Raw genomic sequence first — 21,088 nt, forward strand, 5'->3', positions numbered from 1 at the left:
CGAAAGCCGTGCCTCAGTTAAAACCGTCGACGTCGATTACATCATCGAGGAGAGGCCTGTGACCCGCAGCGTCGATTACTACTTCACACCCCAGAGCCCCTGGACCTACCTGGGACACGCGCGCTTCGCCGCGCTCGCCAAGACCGCCGGCGCCACCGTGTGCGTGCGACCCGTTGATTTCGGCGCCATCTTTCCCGTCTCCGGCGGCCTGCCGCTAGGCAAGCGCGCCCCGCAGCGCCAGGCGTACCGGCTGGTCGACCTGGCGCGCTTCTCGCGTCACCTGGACATTCCGCTCAACCCGACGCCGAAGTTCTTCCCCGTCGCGGGCGACGACGCCGCCAAGCTGATCATCGCGGTCGACCTGCACGATGGCTGCGAGGCCGCAATGAAACTGTGCGGCGCGGTGTTCGCCTCGGTCTGGGTGAAGGAACGGAACATCGCGGACCCGAAGGTACTCGAGGCGCTGGCCGCCGAATGCGGGCTCGCGGCCAAGCGCATCGAGCAGTCGCAAAGCCAGACCGTCCAGGAGCGCTACGAGGACTACACGCAGCAGGCCATCGACGCCAAGGTATTCGGCGCGCCCAGCTACGTGATCGACGGCGAGATCTTCTGGGGCCAGGATCGGCTGGATTTCGTCGCGCGCGCATTGAACGCGCATTGAACAACAACCCCCTCTCACCATTACAGGAGCATGACCATGGGCCAATTCATCGACCTCACCGCCAAGGATGGCTTCAGCTTTCCCGCCTACGTGGCAGAACCCGCGGGCAAGCCCAAGGCCGCGGTGGTCGTCGTGCCGGAGATCTTCGGCGTCAACTCGCACATCCGCTCGGTGGCCGACGGCTATGCGGCCGACGGCTATCTCGCCGTCGCGCCATCGACCTTCCACCGCGTCAAGCCGGGCGTCGAGCTGGGCTACAGCGAGGAGGACATGAAGGCCGGCTTCGCGCTCAAGACTGCCGTCGAGGCGCTGCCGGCGCCGGGCGTGCTGCAGGACATCCAGGCCGCGGTCGAATACGCGGCCCGTGGCGGCAAGGTGGGCATCGTCGGCTACTGCTGGGGTGGCCTCTTGACATGGCGCGCCTCGGCGAAGGTGTCGGGCCTGTCGGCCGCGGCACCTTACTACGGCGGCGGCATGACCACGCCGGAGGAGAGCGCGATCACGCCCAAAGTGCCCGTGATGGCGCACTTCGGCAACAACGACCACTGGATTCCGCTGGACACCATCGAGGCCTTCAAGAAGGCGCATCCCGAGGTGGAAGTGCATGTCTACGAATCGGGCCACGGCTTCAACTGCGACCAGCGTGGCTCGTACAACGCGGAGGCCGCCAAGCTGGCGCGCGAGCGCACGCTGGCCTTCTTCGCCAAGCACCTCGACTGAGCGGGGCATCCGGTGCGTCTTGCCGCGGCCCTGCTGGCGGCCTTTGCATGCCTCGGCGTGCAGGCGGCCGACTACAGCGGCCCCCTGTTCGACACGCACCTGCACTACAACCAGGAAGCCTGGGACGGCAACACCGGCCCCTACCCGCCGGCCGAGGCGCTGGCGCAGATGCAGCGCAACGGCGTGAAGGCCATCATTGCCAACTCGCGGCCCAACGCGGGCACGCAGACGCTGGCGGCGGCGCGCGAGACGCGCGAAGCCGGCGTCACGGTGGTGCCCTTCGTGCGGCTCTACCGCAATCGCGACGACTACAGAAACTGGTTTCGCGACGAGAGCATCCACGACATGGTGCAGTCCGAGCTGGCCCGCGGCACTGCCAGCGGGCCGTACCGCGGGCTGGGCGAATTCCATCTCTACGACAGCGCGAACGCCAACGGACCGGTGGCCCGCAAGCTGATCGTGCTGGCCGAGCAAAAGAAGCTGGCCGTGCTCGCGCATGTGGACGATACGGCGATCGACTTGTTGATGGCGCATGCGCCGTCCAAAGGGCAGTCGCTGCGGCTGATCTGGGCGCATACCGGCATCGGCGGGCCGCCGGTGGCACGGGTGCAGGCGCTGCTGGAGCGCTATCCGCTGCTGATGGGCGAGCTCTCCTACCGGCCGGGCCTGACCTGCGAGGGCGGCATGCTCTGCCCCGAGTGGCGAGCGTTGATCCTCAAGCATCCCGATCGCTTCGTGGTCGGCTCCGACACCTGGGTGAACCAGCGCTGGAGCGCCTACGACGAGATCATGGGCGGCTACCGGCGCTGGCTGGGCGAACTGCCCCCGGAGGTGGCGCAGCGCATCGCCTGGGGCAACGCGGCGGGGCTGTTCGGGCTGCGTTGAGCGGCCGCGGCACGCGGCTACGGATTGTTTCGATCCCGGAAACGCCGTGTCTCTTTTCTAAGTAATTTCCCGAGAGTCTTCGACCGGACACTTTGTCGCACAGGCCAGCCTACGCGAGCCTGGTTTGAAACCGCCTCCGACGAACCCAAGGACCTGAAATGAAGACCTCTTACATCCTCGCCGCCGCCGCGCTCTCCTTTCTGGCCGCCGCCGGTGCCCATGCAGAAACCTACCAAGGTGTGCAAGCGCCGGTGTCCGCGGTGAGCCGCGCCGACGTCGAAGCCGAAGCCGCTCGCACGGCTTCTGCCCCCAACCAGAACGTGGTGCGCGGCTCGCGCGGCGCGGAGCCCTTCAAGGCGGTCGCCAACTCCGAGGCGGTGTACGTCCAAGCCGTCGCGACCGCCAACGCGCCGGACCAGAACGTGTCCAGCGGCTCGCGCGTCAACAGCCGCGTGATCTCGACCATGCCCAACCGCGCCGGCACGCTGCAGCAGGCGCAGAAGGAAGTCGCGCCCGTGGCCAAGTAATTCGTACCGGCCCATCGGAGAACCGGGCGGCGCGCCAGCGCTGCCCGGTTTTCTTTTGGCCTATCGGTTTCGCGCGAGATAGCGCTTGCGCCAGAACACGAGCACCAGCAGCAGTGCGACCGAGGCCATCGCACCCATGGCAATCCAGAAGCCGCCGGCCTTGTGCACCAGGGGGACGAATTCGAAGTTCATGCCGAAGATGCCGGCGATGAGGTTCAGCGGGAGGAAGACGGCAGTGAGCACCGTGAGCACCCGCATGATGTCGTTGGTGCGGTGGCTCTGCACGCTGAAATGCAGCTGCACCGCGGTCTCGGCGTTCTGCTCGAGCCGCCGCACGTGATGCACCACGCGCTGGATGTGCTCTAGCACATCGCGGCTGCGCACCATGATCAGCTCGCGCTCGCGCGACTCGGCCGTGCCTTCGGGCGCCGGCAGGGTTTCGAAGGCGTCGATCCAGTCCTGCACCGCGGCGCGCTGGTCCTCGCAGATCTCGTCCAGGTGGTGCAGCGCCTGCCGCGCCTTCATCAGCGCGCTCCAGTTCGTGAAGTGGCTGCGCGGGTCGATCAGCTCGGCCTGCCAGTGGTCCAGCTGCCGGGTCAGGTCGCGGCGCAGGTCCAGGTAGGCGTCGACGATCAGGTTGATCACGCGCAGCATCAGGTCGGCAGGACTGGCCGGCACGCGGGTCGAGACGGCGCGCACATCGAGCGCGGGCGGCGCGGCCCCGCCGCGCGCATCGGGCGTCGCCGCGTTCAGCAGGCGGGCGGCGAAGGCATCGCGCACCGACCCGTCTTCCGGATGCACGGACAGCAGCACGCGGTCGAAGACCGCGAAGCCGACCGGCCGCGTGTCGATGCGCCGCAGCACCGGCGGGCCGCCGCGCGGCAGGCCGGGTTCGGTGCCTGCGAAAGCCGGGCCATTGGCGGCGGCGAGCCGGCGAAACACCAGCACGTCGTACTGCGAGGTGTAGTCGTAGCGTGACGGCAGTTGGTCGTTGAGCAGGTCCGCCACATGAAGGTCGACCAGGTGCGTGCCGCAGAGCGATTGCAGGGTGCCTTGCACCTCGGCGAGCGCGCTGCGGAGTTCGTCGCGCGTGAGCGACAGCCACAGATAGCCCGCGCAGGCGCCAGGCGCGGCCATCGGCGCCAGCGCGGGATGCTCGGTGACGCGGGTGCCGCTGATCTCGAAGATGCGCATGCAGACGGTCCTGCTGTTCTTCTGGGGAGAGACGGCCCGCGCCCGGATGCCGTCCTGAGGCCGCAGGCTAAAGCTTGGGCAACAGCCGCGCGGCGTCGAGCGCGAAGTAGGTGAGCACGCCGTCGGCGCCGGCTCGCTTGAAGGCCAGCAGGCTCTCGAGCATCACGGCGTCGTGGTCCAGCCAGCCGTTCTGCGCCGCGGCCTTGAGCATCGCGTACTCGCCGCTGACCTGGTAGGCGAAGGTCGGTACGTGGAATTCGTCCTTCACCCGGCGCACGATGTCCAGGTAGGGCATGCCGGGCTTCACCATCACCATGTCCGCGCCTTCCGCGATGTCGAGGCCGACCTCGCGCAGCGCCTCGTCGCTGTTGCCCGGGTCCATCTGGTAGACCTTCTTGTTGCTCTTGCCGAGGTTGGCGGCCGAGCCCACGGCGTCGCGGAAGGGGCCGTAGAAGGCGCTCGCGTACTTGGCGCTGTAGGCCATGATTTGGGTGTGGATCCGGCCGGCCGATTCGAGGGCGCCGCGGATTGCGCCGATGCGGCCGTCCATCATGTCGCTGGGCGCCACGATGTCCACGCCGGCCTCGGCCTGCACCAGCGCCTGCTTCACCAGCACCTCGACGGTCGGGTCGTTGAGGATGTAGCCGGTTTCGTCGAGCAGGCCGTCCTGGCCGTGGCTGGTGTAGGGGTCCAGCGCGACGTCGGTCATCACGCCCAGTTCGGGGAAGCGCGACTTGAGCTGCGCCACCACCCGCGGAATCAGGCCGTCGGGGTTGAAGGCCTCGTCACCGGCCGGAGTCTTTAGGCCGGCGTCGATCACCGGGAACAGCGCCATCACCGGAATGCCCAGCGAGACGCATTGCTCGGCGACTGGCAGCAGCAGGTCCAGGCTGAGCCGCTCGACCCCGGGCATGGACGGCACGGCATCGCGCCGCTTCTCGCCTTCCTGCACGAACACCGGATAAATGAGGTCGTGGGCGCTGAGCGTGTGCTCACGTACCAGGTTTCGCGTAAAGACGTCCCGGCGCAGCCGGCGCGGCCGGCCCGAAGGGAAGGGGGCGTGGAGGGTCATGCCGAAAATTGTGCCCCAAGTGCGTTTGAGCCACGGCGAAAGCCGCTGATTGCTCATATTAGTAATACCTTTGAGGTACTCAATCTCCAAAAAGGCGGCAGAAAAATTAGAACTCGCTTGATCGTACGTAATGCCTTTGCTAAATTCCGCGGTGGGCGGCTTGCCGCTCCCCGCTTTTCCTCCCTGAGCGGGTGCCTTGATGTGTGACAGCAAAAGGGCTTCCCAGCCCGGCGTTTTGGCGCCGGGCTTTTTTTTGCCCTGGCGGTCGCCCCGTCTGCGAAAGGGCCCCCACTAAACTGCCGCCATGCTCTGGGTCAAATCGCTGCACATCGTGTTCATTGCCAGTTGGTTCGCGGGGCTGTTCTACCTGCCGCGCATCTTCGTGAACCTGGCCATGGTGGCGCCGGAGTCAGTGGCCGAACGCGCCCGGCTGGTCTTGATGGCGCGCAAGCTGTTCCGCTTCACCACCTTCCTGGCCGTGCCGGCGATCGGCTTCGGCCTCTGGCTGTGGCTGGGCTATGGCATCGGGCGCGGTCCCGGCAACGGCTGGATGCATGCGAAGCTGGCGCTGGTGTTGGGGGTCGTCGGCTACCACCATGGGTGCGGGGTGCTGCTGCGCAAGTTCGTGGCCGGGCAGGACCGGCGCAGCGAGCGCTGGTACCGCTGGTTCAACGAGGCGCCGGTCTTGCTCCTGCTGGCGATCGTGGTGCTGGTCGTGGTCAAGCCCTTCTGAGCGGTGGCCACGCAGCAGCACAAGTCCGCGGCCCTGCCCCTGGCATTCGCCTATGCGGCGCTGATCGTCTACGCAAGCCTCTATCCCTTTGCAGACTGGCGCGACCAGGGCATCGCCCCCTGGTCCTACCTGGCGGCGCCCTGGCCCAAGTACTGGACCGGCTTCGACTTCGGCGTGAATGTGGCCGGCTACCTGCCGCTGGGCTTTCTGGCGGCGATCGCCGTGCTGCGCACGCAACCCGGCATCGGGCCGGTGCGTGCGGTGCTGGCCGCGACACTGATTGGCGCTGCCATCGCCTTCGTCATGGAGACGCTGCAGAGCTATTTGCCGGCACGCATTCCGTCCAATGTGGACCTGGGTCTCAACAGTCTCGGCGCGCTGGCGGGCGCTGTGCTGGCAGCAGCGCTCGAGCGTCTGGGCGCGGTGGCGCACTGGCACCGCACCCGCTCGAACTGGTTCGTGGAGGATTCGCGCGGCGCGCTGGTGCTGCTGGCGCTGTGGCCGATGGCGCTGCTGTTCCCGGCCGCGGTCACCTTCGGGCTGGGCCAGGTGTTCGAGCGTCTCGAGGCGGCCATCTCCGAGTGGCTGCTGGACACGCCCTTCATCGACTGGATGCCGGTGCGCCAGTTCGAGCTGGAGCCGCTGGTGCCAGGCGTCGAACTGCTGTGCGTGGCGCTGGGGGCGCTGGTGCCCTGCCTGCTGGCCTTCCAGGTGACGCGGGCAGTCGCGCGCCGGGCCGTGTTGATGCCGCTGGTGCTGCTGAGCGGGGTGGCAGCTTCCGCGCTGTCGGCGGCGCTGAGCTACGGGCCCGAGCACGCCTGGGCCTGGCTGAGCCTGCCGGTGCAAGTCGGCATTGCGGCCGCGTTCTTCCTCGGCGTGCTGCTGCTGCCCGCGTCGCGCCGCCTGTGCGCCGCCCTGCTGCTGGTCGCGCTCGGGGTGCACCTGAGCCTGCTCAACCAGGCACCGGAGAGCGCCTACTTCGCCCAGACCCTGGCGACCTGGGAGCAGGGGCGATTCATCCGCTTCCACGGACTGGCGCAGTGGCTGGGCTGGCTCTGGCCCTTCGCGACGCTGGTCTACGTGCTGGCCGCCTTGTCGCGCCGTGCGCGTGTCTAGTCCCTTTGCGGTGCGCGGCTGCGGACGCTCAATAGAATCAGCCGATGCCCACCTCCAGCACTGCGCCGCCGCGCGGCTATTACGGCCGCCATATCTTCTTCTGCCTGAACGAGCGCAAGAACGGCGAGGAGTCCTGCTCGCAGCACAATGCGCAGCAAGGCTTCGACCGCTGCAAGAAGCGCGTCAAGGAGGCGGGGCTGGCCGGGCCGGGCAAAGTGCGCGTCAACAAGGCGGGCTGTCTCGACCGATGCGCGGGCGGGCCGGTGGCGGTGGTCTATCCCGAAGCCGTCTGGTACACCTTCGTGGACGAGCAGGACATCGACGAGATCGTCGATTCGCACCTGCGCGACGGCAAGGTGGTCGAGCGCTTGCTGCTGCCACCGGACGTGGGGCGCTGAAACCCATGAATTCGCAGACCGAGAAGATCCGGATCCAGGGCGCTGCCGGCGCGATCGCCGCGTTGCGCGATGCCGCGGCCGATGGCGTCCCAGCACGCGGCGTGGCGGTGATCGCCCATCCGCATCCGCTCTTCGGCGGCACCATGGACAACAAGGTGGTGCAGACGCTGGCGCGGGCTTTCGTCGCCTGCGGCTGGGCCGCGGTGCGCTTCAACTTCCGCGGCGTGGGCGGCACCGAGGGCGTGCACGATGAGGGCCGCGGCGAGCGCGAGGACATGCTCCAGGTCATCGAGCAGCTGGCACCCGAGGGGCCGCTCGCCATCGCCGGCTTCTCGTTCGGCGCCTTTGTGGCGAGCCGCGCGGCCGAGCAGCTGTGGGCGCGGCGGGACATCCGCCAGCTGGTGCTGGTCGGCACCGCCGCCGCGCGCTTCTCGGTGGCGACCTTGCCGGCGGAGGCGCATGAGCGCACGCTGGTCGTGCATGGCGAGCAGGACGACACCGTGCCTCTGACCGCCGTGCTGGATTGGGCCCGGCCACAATCACTTCCTGTTACGGTCGTTCCCGGGGGCGGCCATTTCTTTCACGGACAATTGCCGCTGCTCAAGGGTCTGGTCGTCCGCCATCTGCGCGCGGGCTAGTTTTCGTCTCTCTTCGCACCTCCATGAATCGTCTTCTCGGCGCGCTGCGCGCCTTTGCAGCGGCTGCCGCCGCATCCTTCTGCCTCATCGCCGCGGCCCAGGTCCCGCAAGCTCCCGAAGTCGCTGCGCGCAGCTACCTGCTGCTGGACGTGACGGCCAATCAGATGCTGGCGCAGAAGGACATCGACACGCCGGTCGAGCCGGCCTCGCTCACCAAGCTGATGTCGGCTTATCTCGTCTTCGACGCGCTCAAGGCCAAGAAGATCGGTCTGCAGCAGACCCTGCCGGTCAGCACCCGCGCCTGGAAGATGCCCGGCTCGCGCATGTTCATCGACCCGAAGATGCAGGTGCCGGTCGAGGACATGATCAAGGGCCTGATCGTGCAGTCGGGCAACGACGCCACCGTCGCGCTGGCCGAGGGCGTGGGCGGCACGGTGGAGCATTTCGTCGAGCTCATGAACGAGCAGGCCAAGGCGCTGGGCATGAAGAACACCAGCTACAAGAACCCCGAGGGCCTGACTGCGCCGGGCCATACGACCACGGCGCGCGACCTGAGCATCCTGGCGACGCGGCTGATGCGCGACTTTCCCGAGTACGTGCACTACTACTCGATCAAGAAGTACCGCTACCCCGGCACCCCCTCGACCAACGACACCAACCGCAACCTGCTGCTGTTCCGCGACCCGACCGTCGACGGCCTCAAGACCGGCCATACCGATGCGGCCGGCTACTGCATGATCGTGACCTCCAAGCGCGATTTCCCGAACCTCACCGGCGGCCGGCGCCTGCTGTCGATCGTGCTCGGGACGGCCAGCGAGAACGCGCGGGCCAACGAGTCGCAGAAGCTGCTGAACTGGGGCTACACCGCCTACGACGCGGTGCGCCTGTTCGACGCCAACCAGGCGGTCGCCACGCCGCCGGTCTGGAAGGGCAAGGAGAACACCGTCAAGCTCGGCCGCACCGAGGCCATCGTGGTGGCGGTGCCTGCCGGTTCGGCGAGCAAGATCAAGACCCAGGTCGCGCGCCCCGATCCGCTGGTTGCGCCCTTCACCCGCAACCAGCCGATCGGTTCGCTAAAGATCACGCTCGCCGACCAGCCGGTCGCCGACGTGCCGTTGGTCGCGCTCGAACCGGTGGAGCAGGCCGGCATCCTGGGCCGAGCCTGGGACGCCGTGCGCCTCTGGATCAAGTAAGCGCCCCCTCAAAGGAGTTGGGGGCCACACGAAGTGGGCAAGCCTGGGGGTGAGTGCTATACTCGCGGGCTTTTCGGAAAAATCCGAAGGGTTTCACGTTTTCGTCATCTCCCGGTTTCCTCATGTCACGGTGAGGGGTTCGACCGGGGTGTTTTTGGACTTATTCATTCATGCCAACCATCAATCAACTGGTGCGTCAGGGTCGCGAGGTCGAGAAGATCAAGTCGAAGAGCCCTGCCATGCAGAACTCGCCGCAACGCCGCGGCGTCTGCACCCGGGTCTACACCACGACCCCCAAGAAGCCGAACTCGGCGCTGCGCAAGGTCGCCAAGGTGCGCCTGACCAACGGCTTCGAAGTCATTTCCTACATCGGCGGCGAAGGCCACAATCTGCAGGAGCACAGCGTGGTGCTGGTTCGCGGCGGTCGTGTCAAGGATTTGCCCGGTGTGCGCTACCACATCGTGCGTGGCTCGCTGGACCTGCAGGGCGTGAAGGATCGCAAGCAGTCGCGTTCCAAGTACGGCGCGAAGCGTCCCAAGAAGGCTTGAGTCTTCGAGTGTTCAATCGGTGTTCGGCGCGCCTGGCGGGTGCATCGAACGAAGTGACCCACTGTCGGGTCGAGTAAGTGAGAACTCTCGTCGGTTCTCGCGGTGTCTCGGCAAGAGGCGCCAACTGAAGCAAAGAGGTTAGAAAAATGCCACGTCGTCGCGAAGTCCCCAAACGTGAAATCCTGCCGGATCCCAAGTACGGCAATGTCGAGCTGTCCAAATTCATGAACGTGATCATGGAAGGCGGCAAGAAGGCAGTGGCCGAGCGCATCATCTACGGTGCTCTCGACCAGATCGAGAAGAAGAACCCGGGCAAGGATCCGGTCGAGGCCTTCACCATGGCCATCAACAACGTCAAGCCGATGGTCGAAGTGAAGTCGCGCCGCGTCGGCGGCGCGAACTACCAGGTGCCCGTGGAAGTGCGCCCGGTGCGTCGCCTGGCGCTGTCGATGCGCTGGATCAAGGAGGCCGCTCGCAAGCGCGGCGAGAAGTCGATGGCCCTGCGCCTGGCCAACGAGCTCATGGAAGCCACGGAAGGCCGCGGCGGCGCCATGAAGAAGCGCGACGAAGTGCACCGCATGGCCGAAGCCAACAAGGCCTTCAGCCACTTCCGCTTCTAAGAGCCCGTCCTCAAATCAAGTACTGGCTGGAAGCCCGACCCACCGTGTGGTGGGCGGGCTTTCATCCGTTAATGGAGTAATTTCATGTCCCGCAAGACCCCCATCGAGCGCTACCGCAACATCGGTATCTCTGCGCACATCGACGCCGGCAAGACCACCACCACCGAGCGCATCCTGTTCTACACGGGTGTGAACCACAAGATCGGTGAAGTGCACGACGGTGCTGCCACGATGGACTGGATGGAGCAGGAGCAAGAGCGCGGCATCACCATCACCTCGGCTGCCACCACCTGCTTCTGGAAGGGCATGGCGCAGAATTTCCCCGAGCACCGCATCAACATCATCGACACCCCGGGCCACGTGGACTTCACCATCGAGGTCGAGCGCTCGATGCGCGTGCTCGATGGCGCCGTGATGGTCTATGACGCCGTCGGCGGCGTGCAGCCCCAGTCGGAAACCGTCTGGCGCCAGGCCAACAAGTACAGGGTGCCGCGCCTCGCTTTTGTCAACAAGATGGACCGCACCGGCGCCAACTTCCTGCGCGTTCGCCAGATGATGATCGACCGCCTGAAAGCCAACCCGGTCGTGATCCAGATCCCGATCGGCGCCGAGGACAAGTTCCAGGGCATCGTCGACCTCGTGAAGATGAAGGCCATCATCTGGGACGAGGACAAGGGCGTGACCTTCACCTACGGTGAGATCCCGGCCGACCTGGTCGACGTCTGCAACGAGTACCACGAGAAGCTCGTGGAAGCCGCTGCCGAATCGAGCGAAGAGCTGATGAACAAGTACCTCGAAGGCGAGAAGCTTTCGGAAGAAGAAATCAAGCTCGCCATTCGCACGCGCACCATCGCCGGCGAGATCCAGCCGATGCTGTGCGGCTCGGCCTTCAAGAACAAGGGCGTGCAGGCCATGCTCGACGCCGTCATCGATTACATGCCCGCGCCGACCGACATTCCCCCGGTCTCCGGCACCGACGAAGACGAAGCACCGGTGGTGCGCAAGGCCGACGACGAAGAGAAGTTCTCGGCCCTGGCGTTCAAGCTGATGACCGACCCGTTCGTGGGCCAGCTGACCTTCGTGCGCGTCTACTCGGGCGTGCTCTCCAAGGGTGACAGCGTCTACAACCCGGTGCGTGGCAAGAAGGAGCGCATCGGCCGTATCGTGCAGATGCACGCCAACAACCGCGAAGAAGTCAGCGAAATCCGCGCCGGCGACATCGCTGCTTGCGTGGGCCTGAAGGAAGTGACCACGGGCGAAACCCTGTGCGATCCGTCAGCCATCGTGACGCTGGAGCGCATGGTATTCCCCGAGTCGGTGATCTCGCAGGCCGTCGAGCCGAAGACCAAGGCTGACCAGGAAAAGATGGGCATTGCCCTGCAGCGCCTCGCGCAGGAAGACCCCTCGTTTCGCGTCAAAACCGACGAGGAATCGGGCCAGACCATCATTTCGGGCATGGGCGAACTGCACCTCGAAATCATCGTCGACCGCATGAAGCGCGAGTTCGGCGTGGAAGCCAACGTGGGCAAGCCGCAAGTGGCCTACCGCGAGACCATCCGCAAGACGGTGGAAGAAGCCGAAGGCAAGTTCGTGCGCCAGTCGGGCGGCAAGGGCCAGTACGGCCACGTCGTGCTCAAGATCGAGCCGCAGGAAGCCGGCAAGGGCTTCGAGTTCGTCGACGCTATCAAGGGCGGCGTGGTGCCCCGCGAGTACATCCCCGCGGTCGAAAAGGGCGTGCAGGAAGCGCTGACGCAAGGCGTGCTGGCCGGCTATCCGGTGGTGGACGTCAAGGTCACGCTGCACTTCGGCTCGTACCACGACGTGGACTCGAACGAAATGGCCTTCAAGATGGCCGCCATCTTCGGCTTCAAGGAAGGTGCCCGCAAGGCCAGCCCCGTCATCCTCGAGCCGATGATGGCCGTGGAAGTCGAGACGCCTGAAGACTACGCCGGCAACGTGATGGGTGACCTGTCGTCCCGCCGCGGCATGGTGCAGGGCATGGATGACATGATCGGCGGCGGCAAGACCATCAAGGCCGAAGTTCCGCTGTCGGAGATGTTCGGCTACTCAACCACCCTGCGCTCGATGTCGCAAGGCCGTGCCACCTACACGATGGAATTCAAGCAGTACGCGGAAGCCCCGCGCAACGTCGCCGAAGCCATCGTCGCTGCACGCACCAAGTAAGCGTGCACCCCAAAGAGGGCGAGGCGGCCTAGCCGTTCTTGTTCTCGCCTCAGTTCTGTCTGCGATCCTGTGCCCTTCGTTGCCCGTGGCGAAGGAATCAGCAACAGGATGCAGACGTAAAACCAACACACGGGAGCGCTCTTTCAAGGATTGAAAATGGCAAAAGGAAAATTCACCCGCACGAAGCCGCACGTGAACGTGGGCACGATCGGTCACGTGGACCATGGCAAGACCACCCTGACGGCGGCCATTGCGACCGTGCTGTCGGCCAAGTTCGGCGGTGAAGCCAAGGCCTACGACCAGATCGACGCGGCGCCTGAAGAAAAGGCGCGCGGCATCACCATCAACACCGCGCACGTCGAGTACGAGACGGCCAACCGCCACTACGCTCACGTCGACTGCCCCGGCCACGCCGACTACGTCAAGAACATGATCACCGGTGCCGCGCAGATGGACGGTGCCATCCTCGTGTGCTCCGCCGCCGACGGCCCCATGCCCCAGACCCGCGAGCACATCCTGCTGGCGCGCCAGGTGGGTGTGGGCTACATCATCGTCTACCTCAACAAGTGCGACATGGTCGACGACAAGGAGCTGCTGGAGCTCGTCGAGATGGAAGTGCGCGAGCTGCTCGACAAGTACGAATTCCCCGGTGACGACACCCCCATCATCCACGGCTCGGCCAAGCTGGCCCTGGAAGGCGACAAGGGCGAGCTCGGCGAAGGCTCCATCATGAAGCTGGCCGAGGCCCTGGACACCTACATCCCCACGCCCGAGCGCGCTGTGGACGGCACCTTCCTGATGCCCGTGGAAGACGTCTTCTCCATCTCCGGCCGCGGCACGGTGGTGACCGGCGCCGTCGAGCGCGGTGTCATCAAGGTCGGCGAGGAAATCGAGATCGTCGGCATCCGTCCGACCCAGAAGACCACCTGCACCGGCGTGGAAATGTTCCGCAAGCTGCTCGACCAGGGCCAGGCGGGCGACAACGTCGGCGTGCTGCTGCGCGGTACCAAGCGTGAAGAAGTCGAGCGCGGCCAGGTGCTGTGCAAGCCCGGCTCCATCAAGCCCCACACCCACTTCACCGCCGAGGTGTACGTGCTGAGCAAGGACGAGGGCGGGCGTCACACGCCGTTCTTCAACAACTACCGTCCGCAGTTCTACTTCCGCACGACCGACGTGACCGGTGCGATCGAGCTGCCCACGGACAAGGAGATGGTCATGCCCGGCGACAACGTGTCCATCACGGTGAAGCTGATCAACCCCATCGCCATGGAAGAAGGCCTGCGCTTCGCCATCCGCGAGGGCGGCCGCACCGTGGGCTCGGGCGTCGTGGCGAAGATCCTCGACATCTGATCGAACGCAAAGGAATCACCATGGCTGCCAAGCAAAAAATCCGCATCCGCCTGAAGGCGTTCGACTACAAGCTGATCGACCAGTCGGCTGCCGAGATCGTGGACACCGCCAAGCGCACCGGCGCGATCGTCAAGGGCCCCGTGCCCCTGCCGACCCGCATGAAGCGTTTCGACATCCTGCGTTCGCCGCACGTCAACAAGACGAGCCGCGACCAGTTCGAGATCCGCACCCACCAGCGCCTGATGGACATCGTCGACCCGACCGACAAGACCGTGGACGCGCTGATGAAGCTCGACCTGCCGGCTGGCGTGGACGTCGAGATCAAGCTGCAATAAAAAAGCCACACCGGCTTTGTAGGAATAGGCCCGCCCGCGGAAGCGCTGGTGGGCTTATTTTTTGACTTGTGAATGTGGCATCCTTCGCCGACGGCGATCGGCCGGGCATGGACGCTCTGGGGGGTGAGAGATCATGAAGACTTGGTTCCTGCGGAGCTTGGCAATCGTCGCCGTAGCCGTGCTCGGCGCATGCGGCGGTGGGGGTGGCGGCGGTGGCGGCTTCTTCCCGATCACGGGCTTGCCGGGCGCAACAACGGTGGCGTTGAACGGCAACGTGACTTTCGATTCGGTGCCCAACAGCACCGGTGCGCTGAACTACGGCGCCATGAGCGTCAAGCCGGTTCGTGGCGCCGTCGTCGAAGTGCTCGATGCCAACGGGGCCGTGCTGACCAGCACGGCCACCGATGGCAGCGGCGCTTATTCCGCCACCGTGCCCGCCAACACGACCGTCAGTGTGCGCGTCAAGGCACAGATGCTGCAGACCGGCTCCGGTGCGAGCTGGGACGTCAGTGTGCGCGACAACACGCAGAGCGACGCCCTCTACTCGATGGCCAGCGAGAGCTTCTCCACCGGTGGCGCGGCGGTGACGCGTAACGTCCACGCGCCCTCCGGTTGGAACGGCTCGAGCTACGCCTCGACCCGCGTTGCCGGACCGTTCGCGGTGCTCGACACCGTCTACGCAACCCAGGCCAAGGTCCTGTCGGTTGCATCGAGCACGACATTCCCGCCGCTGCGCGTCTTCTGGAGCGTCAACAACGTGCCGGCTTCCGGCAACCCGGCGCTGGGTCAGATCGGAACGACCTTCTTCACCAGTTCGACCGCGACGGGTGCGGTGCGTGCCATCTACGTGCTGGGCAAGGAGAACGTCGATACCGACGAATACGACAACTCGGTGGTCGCGCACGAATGGGGGCACTACTATCAGTCGGCCTTCAGCCGTGACGATTCGCCCGGTGGCAGCCATTCCTTGAGCGAACTGCTGGATCGGCGCCTGGCTTTCTCGGAGGGCTGGGGCAATGCGTGGTCGGGCATCGCCCTGGCACGCAGCAACTACACCGATTCGACCGGAGCGAACCAGGCCCTGGGATCCAGCCTCGATCTGACCGCGGGGACGACGTCCAATCCGGGCTGGTTCCGCGAGGCCTCGATCCAGTCCATCTTCTGGAATCTCAACAACCAGGTCGGCTTCAAGCCGATCCACGACGCGCTCACCGGCTCCTTCAAGACGAGCACGGCGGTGACCTCGATCCATCCCTTCTCCGTGGCCTTCAATGCCGCGGCATCTGGGAGCGCATCGGCGCTGAACGCACTGCTGGTTGGGCAGGGCATTGCGGTACCGAACAACCAATTCGCCGACAACGAGACGAACAGTGGTGGACTCACCAGCTTCGCTCTCCCCATGTACAGGACGGCGACGCTGGGCGTCGGCACGCAGGCTTGCGTGACGAACCAAGTCGATCCGGGCCGTGCCGGCAACAAGCTCGGCAGCTACGCCTACTTGCGCTTCACCGCCCCGACGCAACGCAATTACAGCGTCACGATCGCGGTCACCGGCGGGACTCCCGGCACGGACCCGGATTTCGTGGTCTACCAGGGGCGCCGCGCAGGCCAGGGGCTCTCCACGGTCGGCGGCAGCGAATCGGGCGCTGTCAGCCTGTCCGCGGGCGAGGCCGTTCTGGTGCTCAACGACTTCAACAACGTGTCGGCGAACACATGCTTCACCGTCACCATCAACTAAGGAGCACAGCCATGCGTGCATCTCGCAGCCTCGGAGCCGTCGTCATGGCGGCGCTGGCCATGGGCGTGTCCTTGCAGGCCTGTGCGCACAACGCGAAGCCTGGGCAGGCCGCTCCAACGGGGACGACGGCCGCGCCCGTGAAGCCGGGCGGCTCGGGCATCGCCGTTCAATACCGCATCGACGGTACACCGCAGGCCGGTAGCGCCGTCCCGGTCGTGCTGAGCTTCGACGGCGTCAGCGATCCTGCCGGCGGCACGGTCAAGCTGACGGCCGACGGCGGCCTGACCATCGGCGGCTCGGCCGGCCCGCATACCTTGCCGGCCGGAAAGGCCTCGACCCTGACCGTTCAGGTCATTCCGGATGCCGACGGCACCGGCTACCTGCATGTGTTCACTACCCAGAACGGCGCGACCAGCGCGACCTCGATCACTGTCCAGGTGGGCAAGGCACCTTCCGCCATGCCCGCCAGCAGCGGGCTGAAGCAGACGACCGAAGGCGACAAGATCATCTCCATGCCGGTGAAGTGATGAGCTCGGCCGGCAAGGCTGGCCGGCGGCTTGCGCACTCGGACTTCTGCGGGCTATAATCTCCGGCTCTGCCCAACTTGCGCCTTCTGGGCGCCTCTTGGCGCAGAGCTTTATTAACCTTCTTCCGCATACCAAACGCTGTCGCCAATTGAAGTGGCAGCGGCGGGAGTTTTGGAGAAAAACCATGAGTCTGAGCAACTCCCTCGGGTTGCTGGGCCGCAAGGTGGGGATGATGCGTCTCTTCACCGATGACGGGGATGCCGTTCCCGTCACGGTGGTGGATGTGTCCAACAACCGTGTGACCCAGATCAAATCCCAAGAGACCGATGGCTACGTCGCACTGCAAGTGACGTTCGGCTCGCGCAAGGCGTCGCGCGTTACCAAGCCCGAAGCGGGCCATCTCGCCAAGGCTGGCGTCGAAGCCGGCGAAATCATCCAGGAATTCCGCGTCACCGCCGATGCGGCCGCCCAGCACAAGGCTGGCGGCGCCATCGCCGTGAGCAGCGTGTTCGCGGTGGGCCAGAAGGTCGACGTGCAGGGCACCTCGATCGGCAAGGGCTACGCCGGCACCATCAAGCGCCACAACATGAGTTCGCAGCGCGCCTCGCACGGCAACAGCCGTTCGCACAACGTGCCGGGTTCCATCGGCATGGCGCAAGACCCGGGTCGCGTGTTCCCGGGCAAGCGCATGACGGGCCATCTGGGCGACGTCACCGTGACGACCCAGAACCTCGACGTGATCCGTATCGACGAAGCGCGCCAGCTGCTTCTGATCAAGGGCGCGATTCCCGGTGCCAAGGGTGGCTTCGTCACCGTGCGCCCGGCCGTCAAGGCCAAGGCCGCGCCGGCGGCCTAAGGAGCAAAAGAAATGCAACTCGAACTCCTGAACGAACAAGGCCAGGCCGCGTCCAAGTACGACGCACCCGAGACCGTGTTCGGCCGTGACTACAACGAAGACCTGGTCCACCAGGTTGTCGTCGCCTACCAGGCCAATGCCCGCCAGGGCACGCGCGCCCAGAAGGACCGCGAGCAGGTCAAGCACTCGACCAAGAAGCCGTTCAAGCAAAAGGGAACGGGCCGCGCCCGTGCCGGTATGACTTCCTCGCCGCTGTGGCGCGGGGGCGGCCGCATCTTCCCGAACATGCCTGACGAGAACTTCTCGCAGAAGATCAACAAGAAGATGTACCGCGCCGGCATGGCGTCCATCTTCTCTCAGCTCGCCCGCGAAGGCCGCATCGCCGTGGTCGACTCGATCAAGGTCGACTCGCCCAAGACCAAGGCGCTGGCTGCTAAGTTCAAGGCGATGAACCTCGAGTCCGTGCTCGTGATCGCCGAAGAAGTCGACGAGAACCTGTACCTGGCCTCGCGCAACCTGATGAACGTGCTCGTGGTCGAGCCGCGTTACGCCGATCCGGTGTCGCTGGTCCACTACAAGAAGGTGCTGGTCACCAAGGGCGCCGTCGACAAGCTCAAGGAGATGTTCGCATGAGCCGCATGAATCCCACGCCGCAGCAGCGTCAGTTCGACGAAGGTCGGCTGATGAACGTGCTGGTCGCACCGATCGTGTCTGAGAAGGCCACGATGGTCGGCGAGAAGTCGAATGCAGTCACTTTCAAGGTGTTGCAGGACGCCACCAAGCCCGAGATCAAGGCGGCCGTCGAACTGATGTTCAAGGTCGAAGTGAAGGGCGTGTCGGTGCTCAACACCAAGGGCAAGACCAAGCGCTTTGGCAAGTCGGTCGGCCGCCGCGACAACGTTCGCAAGGCCTACGTGACGCTCAAGGCCGGTCAAGAGCTCAACCTGGTCGGGGAAGGCGCTTAATCATGGCCGTCATCAAGATGAAACCCACTTCGCCGGGCCAGCGCGGCGCGGTGAAGATCTCGCGGGACCACCTGTACAAGGGTGCGCCGCACGCAGCGCTTCTGGAGCCCCAGTTCCAGAAGGCCGGCCGCAACAACAACGGCCACATCACGACCCGCCACAAGGGCGGCGGCCACAAGCACCACTATCGCGTGGTGGACTTCGTGCGCAACAAGGACGGCATCCCGGCCAAGGTCGAACGCATCGAGTACGACCCGAACCGCACCGCCCACATCGCGCTCGTGTGCTACGCCGACGGCGAGCGCCGCTACATCATCGCCCCGCGCGGCCTGGAAGCCGGCGCGACGCTGCTGAGCGGCTCGGAAGCGCCTATCCGTGCCGGCAACACGCTGCCGATCCGCAACATCCCCGTGGGTTCCACGATCCACTGCATCGAGCTGCAGCCCGGCAAGGGCGCGCAGATCGCCCGTTCGGCCGGCACCTCGGCCACGCTGCTGGCCCGCGAAGGCGTCTACGCCCAGGTCCGCATGCGCTCGGGCGAAGTGCGCCGCGTGCACGTCGAGTGCCGCGCGACCATCGGTGAAGTCGCCAACGAAGAGCACAGCCTGCGCCAGCTCGGCAAGGCCGGCGTGAAGCGCTGGATGGGTATCCGCCCGACCGTTCGCGGTGTGGTGATGAACCCGGTCGATCACCCGCACGGCGGCGGCGAAGGCAAGACCGGCGAAGGCCGACATCCTGTCGACCCCTGGGGCAATCTCACCAAGGGTTATCGCACCCGCAACAACAAGCGCACGCAGGTCTTCATCGTGTCGCGTCGCAAGAAGTAAGGGACAGCACAATGACTCGCTCTCTCAAGAAAGGTCCCTTCGTCGACCACCACCTGGTGGCCAAGGCCGACAAGGCCGTGACGAACAAGGACAAGAAGCCGATCAAGACCTGGTCGCGTCGCTCGATGGTCCTGCCCGAGTTCATCGGCCTGACCATCGCCGTGCACAACGGCAAGCAGCACGTGCCTGTCTACATCACCGACCAGATGGTCGGACACAAGCTCGGCGAATTTGCGCTCACGCGCACGTTCAAGGGGCACCCCGCGGACAAGAAAGTCCAGAAGAAGTAAGGAACGACCATGTCTGAAACACGTGCAGTCCTCCGCGGCGTCCGCCTCTCGGTCGACAAGGGCCGTCTGGTCGCCGACCTGATCCGCGGCAAGAAGGTCGATCAGGCGCTCAACATCCTGCAGTTCACGCAGAAGAAGGCCGCCGTGATCGTGAAGAAGGTGCTCGAGTCGGCCATCGCCAACGCCGAGCACAACGACGGTGCCGATATCGACGAGCTGAAGGTGAAGACCATCTACGTCGAGCAGGGCGCCACGCTCAAGCGCTTCACCGCGCGCGCCAAGGGCCGCGGCAACCGCATCAGCAAGCCGACGTGCCATGTGTACGTGACGGTCGGCAACTAACAAGGCTGGAAGAATATGGGACAGAAGATCCACCCCACCGGCTTCCGCCTCTCGGTGAGCCGCAACTGGTCCAGCCGCTGGTACGCGAGCAACCGCGACTTCGCGGGCATGCTGGCCGAAGACATCAAGGTGCGCGAGTACCTGAAGAAGAAGCTCAAGAACGCGTCCGTGTCGCGCGTGTTGATCGAGCGCCCCGCCAAGAACGCCCGCATCACGATCTACTCGGCACGTCCGGGCGTCGTGATCGGCAAGAAGGGCGAGGACATCGAGAACCTGAAGCGCGAACTGGGCAAGCAACTGGGCGTGCCGGTCGCCGTGAACATCGAGGAAGTGCGCAAGCCCGAAATCGATGCACAGCTGATCGCCGACAGCATCACGCAGCAGCTCGAGAAGCGCATCATGTTCCGCCGCGCCATGAAGCGCGCCATGCAGAACGCCATGCGTCTGGGTGCCCAGGGCATCAAGATCATGTCGGCTGGCCGCCTGAACGGCATCGAAATCGCCCGCACCGAGTGGTACCGCGAAGGCCGCGTGCCGCTGCACACGCTGCGCGCCGACATCGACTACGGCACCTCGGAAGCCAAGACCACGTACGGCGTCATCGGCGTCAAGGTCTGGGTCTACAAGGGCGATACGCTGGGCCGCAACGACCTGCCGGTCGTCGAGACCCCGCGTCCCGAAGAAGAGCGCCGCCCGCGTGGCCCGCGCCGTGACGGCCGCCCCGGCGACCGTCCGGGCTCGGACCGTCGCGGCCCCCGCGCCGGTGCTCGCGGCCCGATGGGCGGCAATGTCGCCCCGGCCGATGGCAGCGACAAGCCCGCCGAAGCTACCGGCGCACAGCCGGGTGCAGACTCGAAACCCGCCGTTAAGCGCGTCCGCAAAGCCGCGCCCGCTGCAGCAGCGGACGGCTCCAAGACCGAGTGATCGGTCTTAGAACTACGGAGTAAGAAATATGCTGCAACCTGCACGCAGAAAGTTCCGCAAGGAACAGAAGGGCCGCAACACCGGCATCGCGACCCGCGGCAACGCGGTGTCCTTCGGTGACTTCGGCCTCAAGTCGATCGACCGCGGCCGCCTGACGGCGCGCCAGATCGAAGCCGCCCGTCGCGCGATCTCGCGTCACGTCAAGCGGGGTGGCCGCATCTGGATTCGCGTGTTCCCCGACAAGCCGATCTCCACCAAGCCCGCAGAAGTGCGGATGGGTAACGGCAAGGGCAATCCCGAGTACTACGTGGCCGAAATCCAGCCCGGCAAGGTGATCTACGAGATCGTCGGTGTGCCCGAGGAACTCGCCCGCGAAGCGTTCCGCCTGGCTGCCGCCAAGCTGCCGCTGCGCACCACCTTCGTCGCGCGCCAGCTCGGCGCCTGA

At 65.6% G+C, this 21,088-nt stretch carries 26 protein-coding genes; 24 read left to right on the forward strand and 2 right to left on the reverse strand.

Features of this window, described 5'->3' with window-relative positions; genetic code table 11:
* Positions 1-58: 58 nt before the first annotated feature.
* The 4 genes from GXN78_RS14825 (at position 59) to GXN78_RS14840 (ending at position 2,793) form a co-directional block, all read left to right on the forward strand.
* Entirely contained in the window at positions 59-661 is a 603-nt protein-coding gene (locus tag GXN78_RS14825) for a 2-hydroxychromene-2-carboxylate isomerase (protein ID WP_106560949.1), read from the forward strand.
* 36 nt (positions 662-697) lie between these two features.
* A complete protein-coding gene (locus GXN78_RS14830; RefSeq protein WP_106560950.1) occupies positions 698-1,381 on the forward strand; it encodes a dienelactone hydrolase family protein in 684 nt (227 codons plus the stop codon).
* Positions 1,382-1,393: 12 nt separating this feature from the next.
* Positions 1,394-2,266: an amidohydrolase family protein gene (locus GXN78_RS14835; RefSeq protein ID WP_106560951.1), complete on the forward strand. Its 873-nt coding sequence runs from the start codon at positions 1,394-1,396 to the stop codon at positions 2,264-2,266.
* 158 nt (positions 2,267-2,424) lie between these two features.
* Positions 2,425-2,793 carry a DUF4148 domain-containing protein gene (locus GXN78_RS14840; RefSeq protein WP_106560952.1) on the forward strand — a complete coding sequence of 123 codons (369 nt, stop codon included), beginning with the start codon at positions 2,425-2,427 and terminating at the stop codon, positions 2,791-2,793.
* A gap of 60 nt (positions 2,794-2,853) precedes the next feature.
* Here GXN78_RS14840 and GXN78_RS14845 read toward each other — a convergent pair whose 3' ends face one another.
* A complete protein-coding gene (locus GXN78_RS14845; RefSeq protein WP_106560953.1) occupies positions 2,854-3,987 on the reverse strand; it encodes a magnesium transporter CorA family protein in 1,134 nt (377 codons plus the stop codon).
* 67 nt (positions 3,988-4,054) lie between these two features.
* Positions 4,055-5,059, reverse strand: a complete 1,005-nt coding sequence (hemB, locus tag GXN78_RS14850) for a porphobilinogen synthase (RefSeq protein WP_106560962.1) — start codon at positions 5,057-5,059, stop codon at positions 4,055-4,057.
* A gap of 304 nt (positions 5,060-5,363) precedes the next feature.
* On the opposite strand from hemB, the gene GXN78_RS14855 reads away from it, so the two are divergent.
* From GXN78_RS14855 to rplP, 20 genes are all read left to right on the forward strand, one after another.
* Entirely contained in the window at positions 5,364-5,792 is a 429-nt protein-coding gene (locus tag GXN78_RS14855; protein WP_106560954.1) for a CopD family protein, read from the forward strand.
* Positions 5,793-5,795: 3 nt separating this feature from the next.
* Positions 5,796-6,908 (forward strand): VanZ family protein, encoded by a 1,113-nt coding sequence (locus tag GXN78_RS14860; protein ID WP_106560955.1) that lies wholly within the window; start codon positions 5,796-5,798, stop codon positions 6,906-6,908.
* 44 nt (positions 6,909-6,952) lie between these two features.
* Positions 6,953-7,306, forward strand: coding sequence for a 2Fe-2S ferredoxin (locus GXN78_RS14865; RefSeq protein ID WP_106560956.1), 354 nt, complete (start codon positions 6,953-6,955; stop codon positions 7,304-7,306).
* A gap of 5 nt (positions 7,307-7,311) precedes the next feature.
* Positions 7,312-7,944, forward strand: coding sequence for an alpha/beta fold hydrolase (locus tag GXN78_RS14870; RefSeq protein ID WP_106560957.1), 633 nt, complete (start codon positions 7,312-7,314; stop codon positions 7,942-7,944).
* A 23-nt stretch (positions 7,945-7,967) separates the two neighbouring features.
* A complete protein-coding gene (locus GXN78_RS14875) occupies positions 7,968-9,137 on the forward strand; it encodes a D-alanyl-D-alanine carboxypeptidase family protein (protein ID WP_106560958.1) in 1,170 nt (389 codons plus the stop codon).
* 170 nt (positions 9,138-9,307) lie between these two features.
* Positions 9,308-9,685, forward strand: a complete 378-nt coding sequence (gene rpsL / locus GXN78_RS14880) for a 30S ribosomal protein S12 (protein ID WP_028249584.1) — start codon at positions 9,308-9,310, stop codon at positions 9,683-9,685.
* A gap of 146 nt (positions 9,686-9,831) precedes the next feature.
* A complete protein-coding gene (gene rpsG / locus GXN78_RS14885) occupies positions 9,832-10,305 on the forward strand; it encodes a 30S ribosomal protein S7 (protein ID WP_106560959.1) in 474 nt (157 codons plus the stop codon).
* An 84-nt stretch (positions 10,306-10,389) separates the two neighbouring features.
* A complete protein-coding gene (gene fusA / locus GXN78_RS14890) occupies positions 10,390-12,489 on the forward strand; it encodes an elongation factor G (RefSeq protein WP_106560960.1) in 2,100 nt (699 codons plus the stop codon).
* A gap of 156 nt (positions 12,490-12,645) precedes the next feature.
* Positions 12,646-13,839: an elongation factor Tu gene (tuf, locus tag GXN78_RS14895; RefSeq protein WP_106561522.1), complete on the forward strand. Its 1,194-nt coding sequence runs from the start codon at positions 12,646-12,648 to the stop codon at positions 13,837-13,839.
* A 20-nt stretch (positions 13,840-13,859) separates the two neighbouring features.
* The gene (gene rpsJ / locus GXN78_RS14900; RefSeq protein ID WP_106560600.1) at positions 13,860-14,174 is read left to right on the forward strand and encodes a 30S ribosomal protein S10; all 315 of its coding nucleotides are present in this window, start codon (positions 13,860-13,862) and stop codon (positions 14,172-14,174) included.
* A 133-nt stretch (positions 14,175-14,307) separates the two neighbouring features.
* Complete coding sequence (locus GXN78_RS14905) at positions 14,308-15,912, forward strand: hypothetical protein (protein ID WP_106560601.1); 1,605 nt, start codon at positions 14,308-14,310, stop codon at positions 15,910-15,912.
* Between the two features lie 11 nt (positions 15,913-15,923).
* A complete protein-coding gene (locus tag GXN78_RS14910) occupies positions 15,924-16,439 on the forward strand; it encodes a hypothetical protein (protein WP_146163190.1) in 516 nt (171 codons plus the stop codon).
* A 184-nt stretch (positions 16,440-16,623) separates the two neighbouring features.
* Complete coding sequence (rplC, locus tag GXN78_RS14915; protein ID WP_106560603.1) at positions 16,624-17,295, forward strand: 50S ribosomal protein L3; 672 nt, start codon at positions 16,624-16,626, stop codon at positions 17,293-17,295.
* Between the two features lie 12 nt (positions 17,296-17,307).
* Positions 17,308-17,928, forward strand: coding sequence for a 50S ribosomal protein L4 (rplD, locus tag GXN78_RS14920; RefSeq protein ID WP_106560604.1), 621 nt, complete (start codon positions 17,308-17,310; stop codon positions 17,926-17,928).
* 5 nt (positions 17,929-17,933) lie between these two features.
* Entirely contained in the window at positions 17,934-18,260 is a 327-nt protein-coding gene (gene rplW, locus GXN78_RS14925; RefSeq protein ID WP_181360687.1) for a 50S ribosomal protein L23, read from the forward strand.
* A gap of 2 nt (positions 18,261-18,262) precedes the next feature.
* Positions 18,263-19,087 (forward strand): 50S ribosomal protein L2, encoded by an 825-nt coding sequence (rplB, locus tag GXN78_RS14930; protein WP_028250945.1) that lies wholly within the window; start codon positions 18,263-18,265, stop codon positions 19,085-19,087.
* Positions 19,088-19,098: 11 nt separating this feature from the next.
* On the forward strand, positions 19,099-19,377 hold the full coding sequence (gene rpsS, locus GXN78_RS14935) for a 30S ribosomal protein S19 (RefSeq protein ID WP_062478874.1): 279 nt from the start codon (positions 19,099-19,101) through the stop codon (positions 19,375-19,377).
* A 9-nt stretch (positions 19,378-19,386) separates the two neighbouring features.
* The gene (gene rplV / locus GXN78_RS14940) at positions 19,387-19,719 is read left to right on the forward strand and encodes a 50S ribosomal protein L22 (protein ID WP_019657678.1); all 333 of its coding nucleotides are present in this window, start codon (positions 19,387-19,389) and stop codon (positions 19,717-19,719) included.
* A 15-nt stretch (positions 19,720-19,734) separates the two neighbouring features.
* A complete protein-coding gene (rpsC, locus tag GXN78_RS14945) occupies positions 19,735-20,643 on the forward strand; it encodes a 30S ribosomal protein S3 (protein ID WP_106560606.1) in 909 nt (302 codons plus the stop codon).
* A 28-nt stretch (positions 20,644-20,671) separates the two neighbouring features.
* Positions 20,672-21,088, forward strand: a complete 417-nt coding sequence (gene rplP, locus GXN78_RS14950) for a 50S ribosomal protein L16 (RefSeq protein ID WP_068674864.1) — start codon at positions 20,672-20,674, stop codon at positions 21,086-21,088.

The organism is Variovorax sp. WS11 (genome assembly GCF_010499245.1).
In the GTDB taxonomy this organism is placed as follows: Bacteria; Pseudomonadota; Gammaproteobacteria; order Burkholderiales; family Burkholderiaceae_C; genus Variovorax.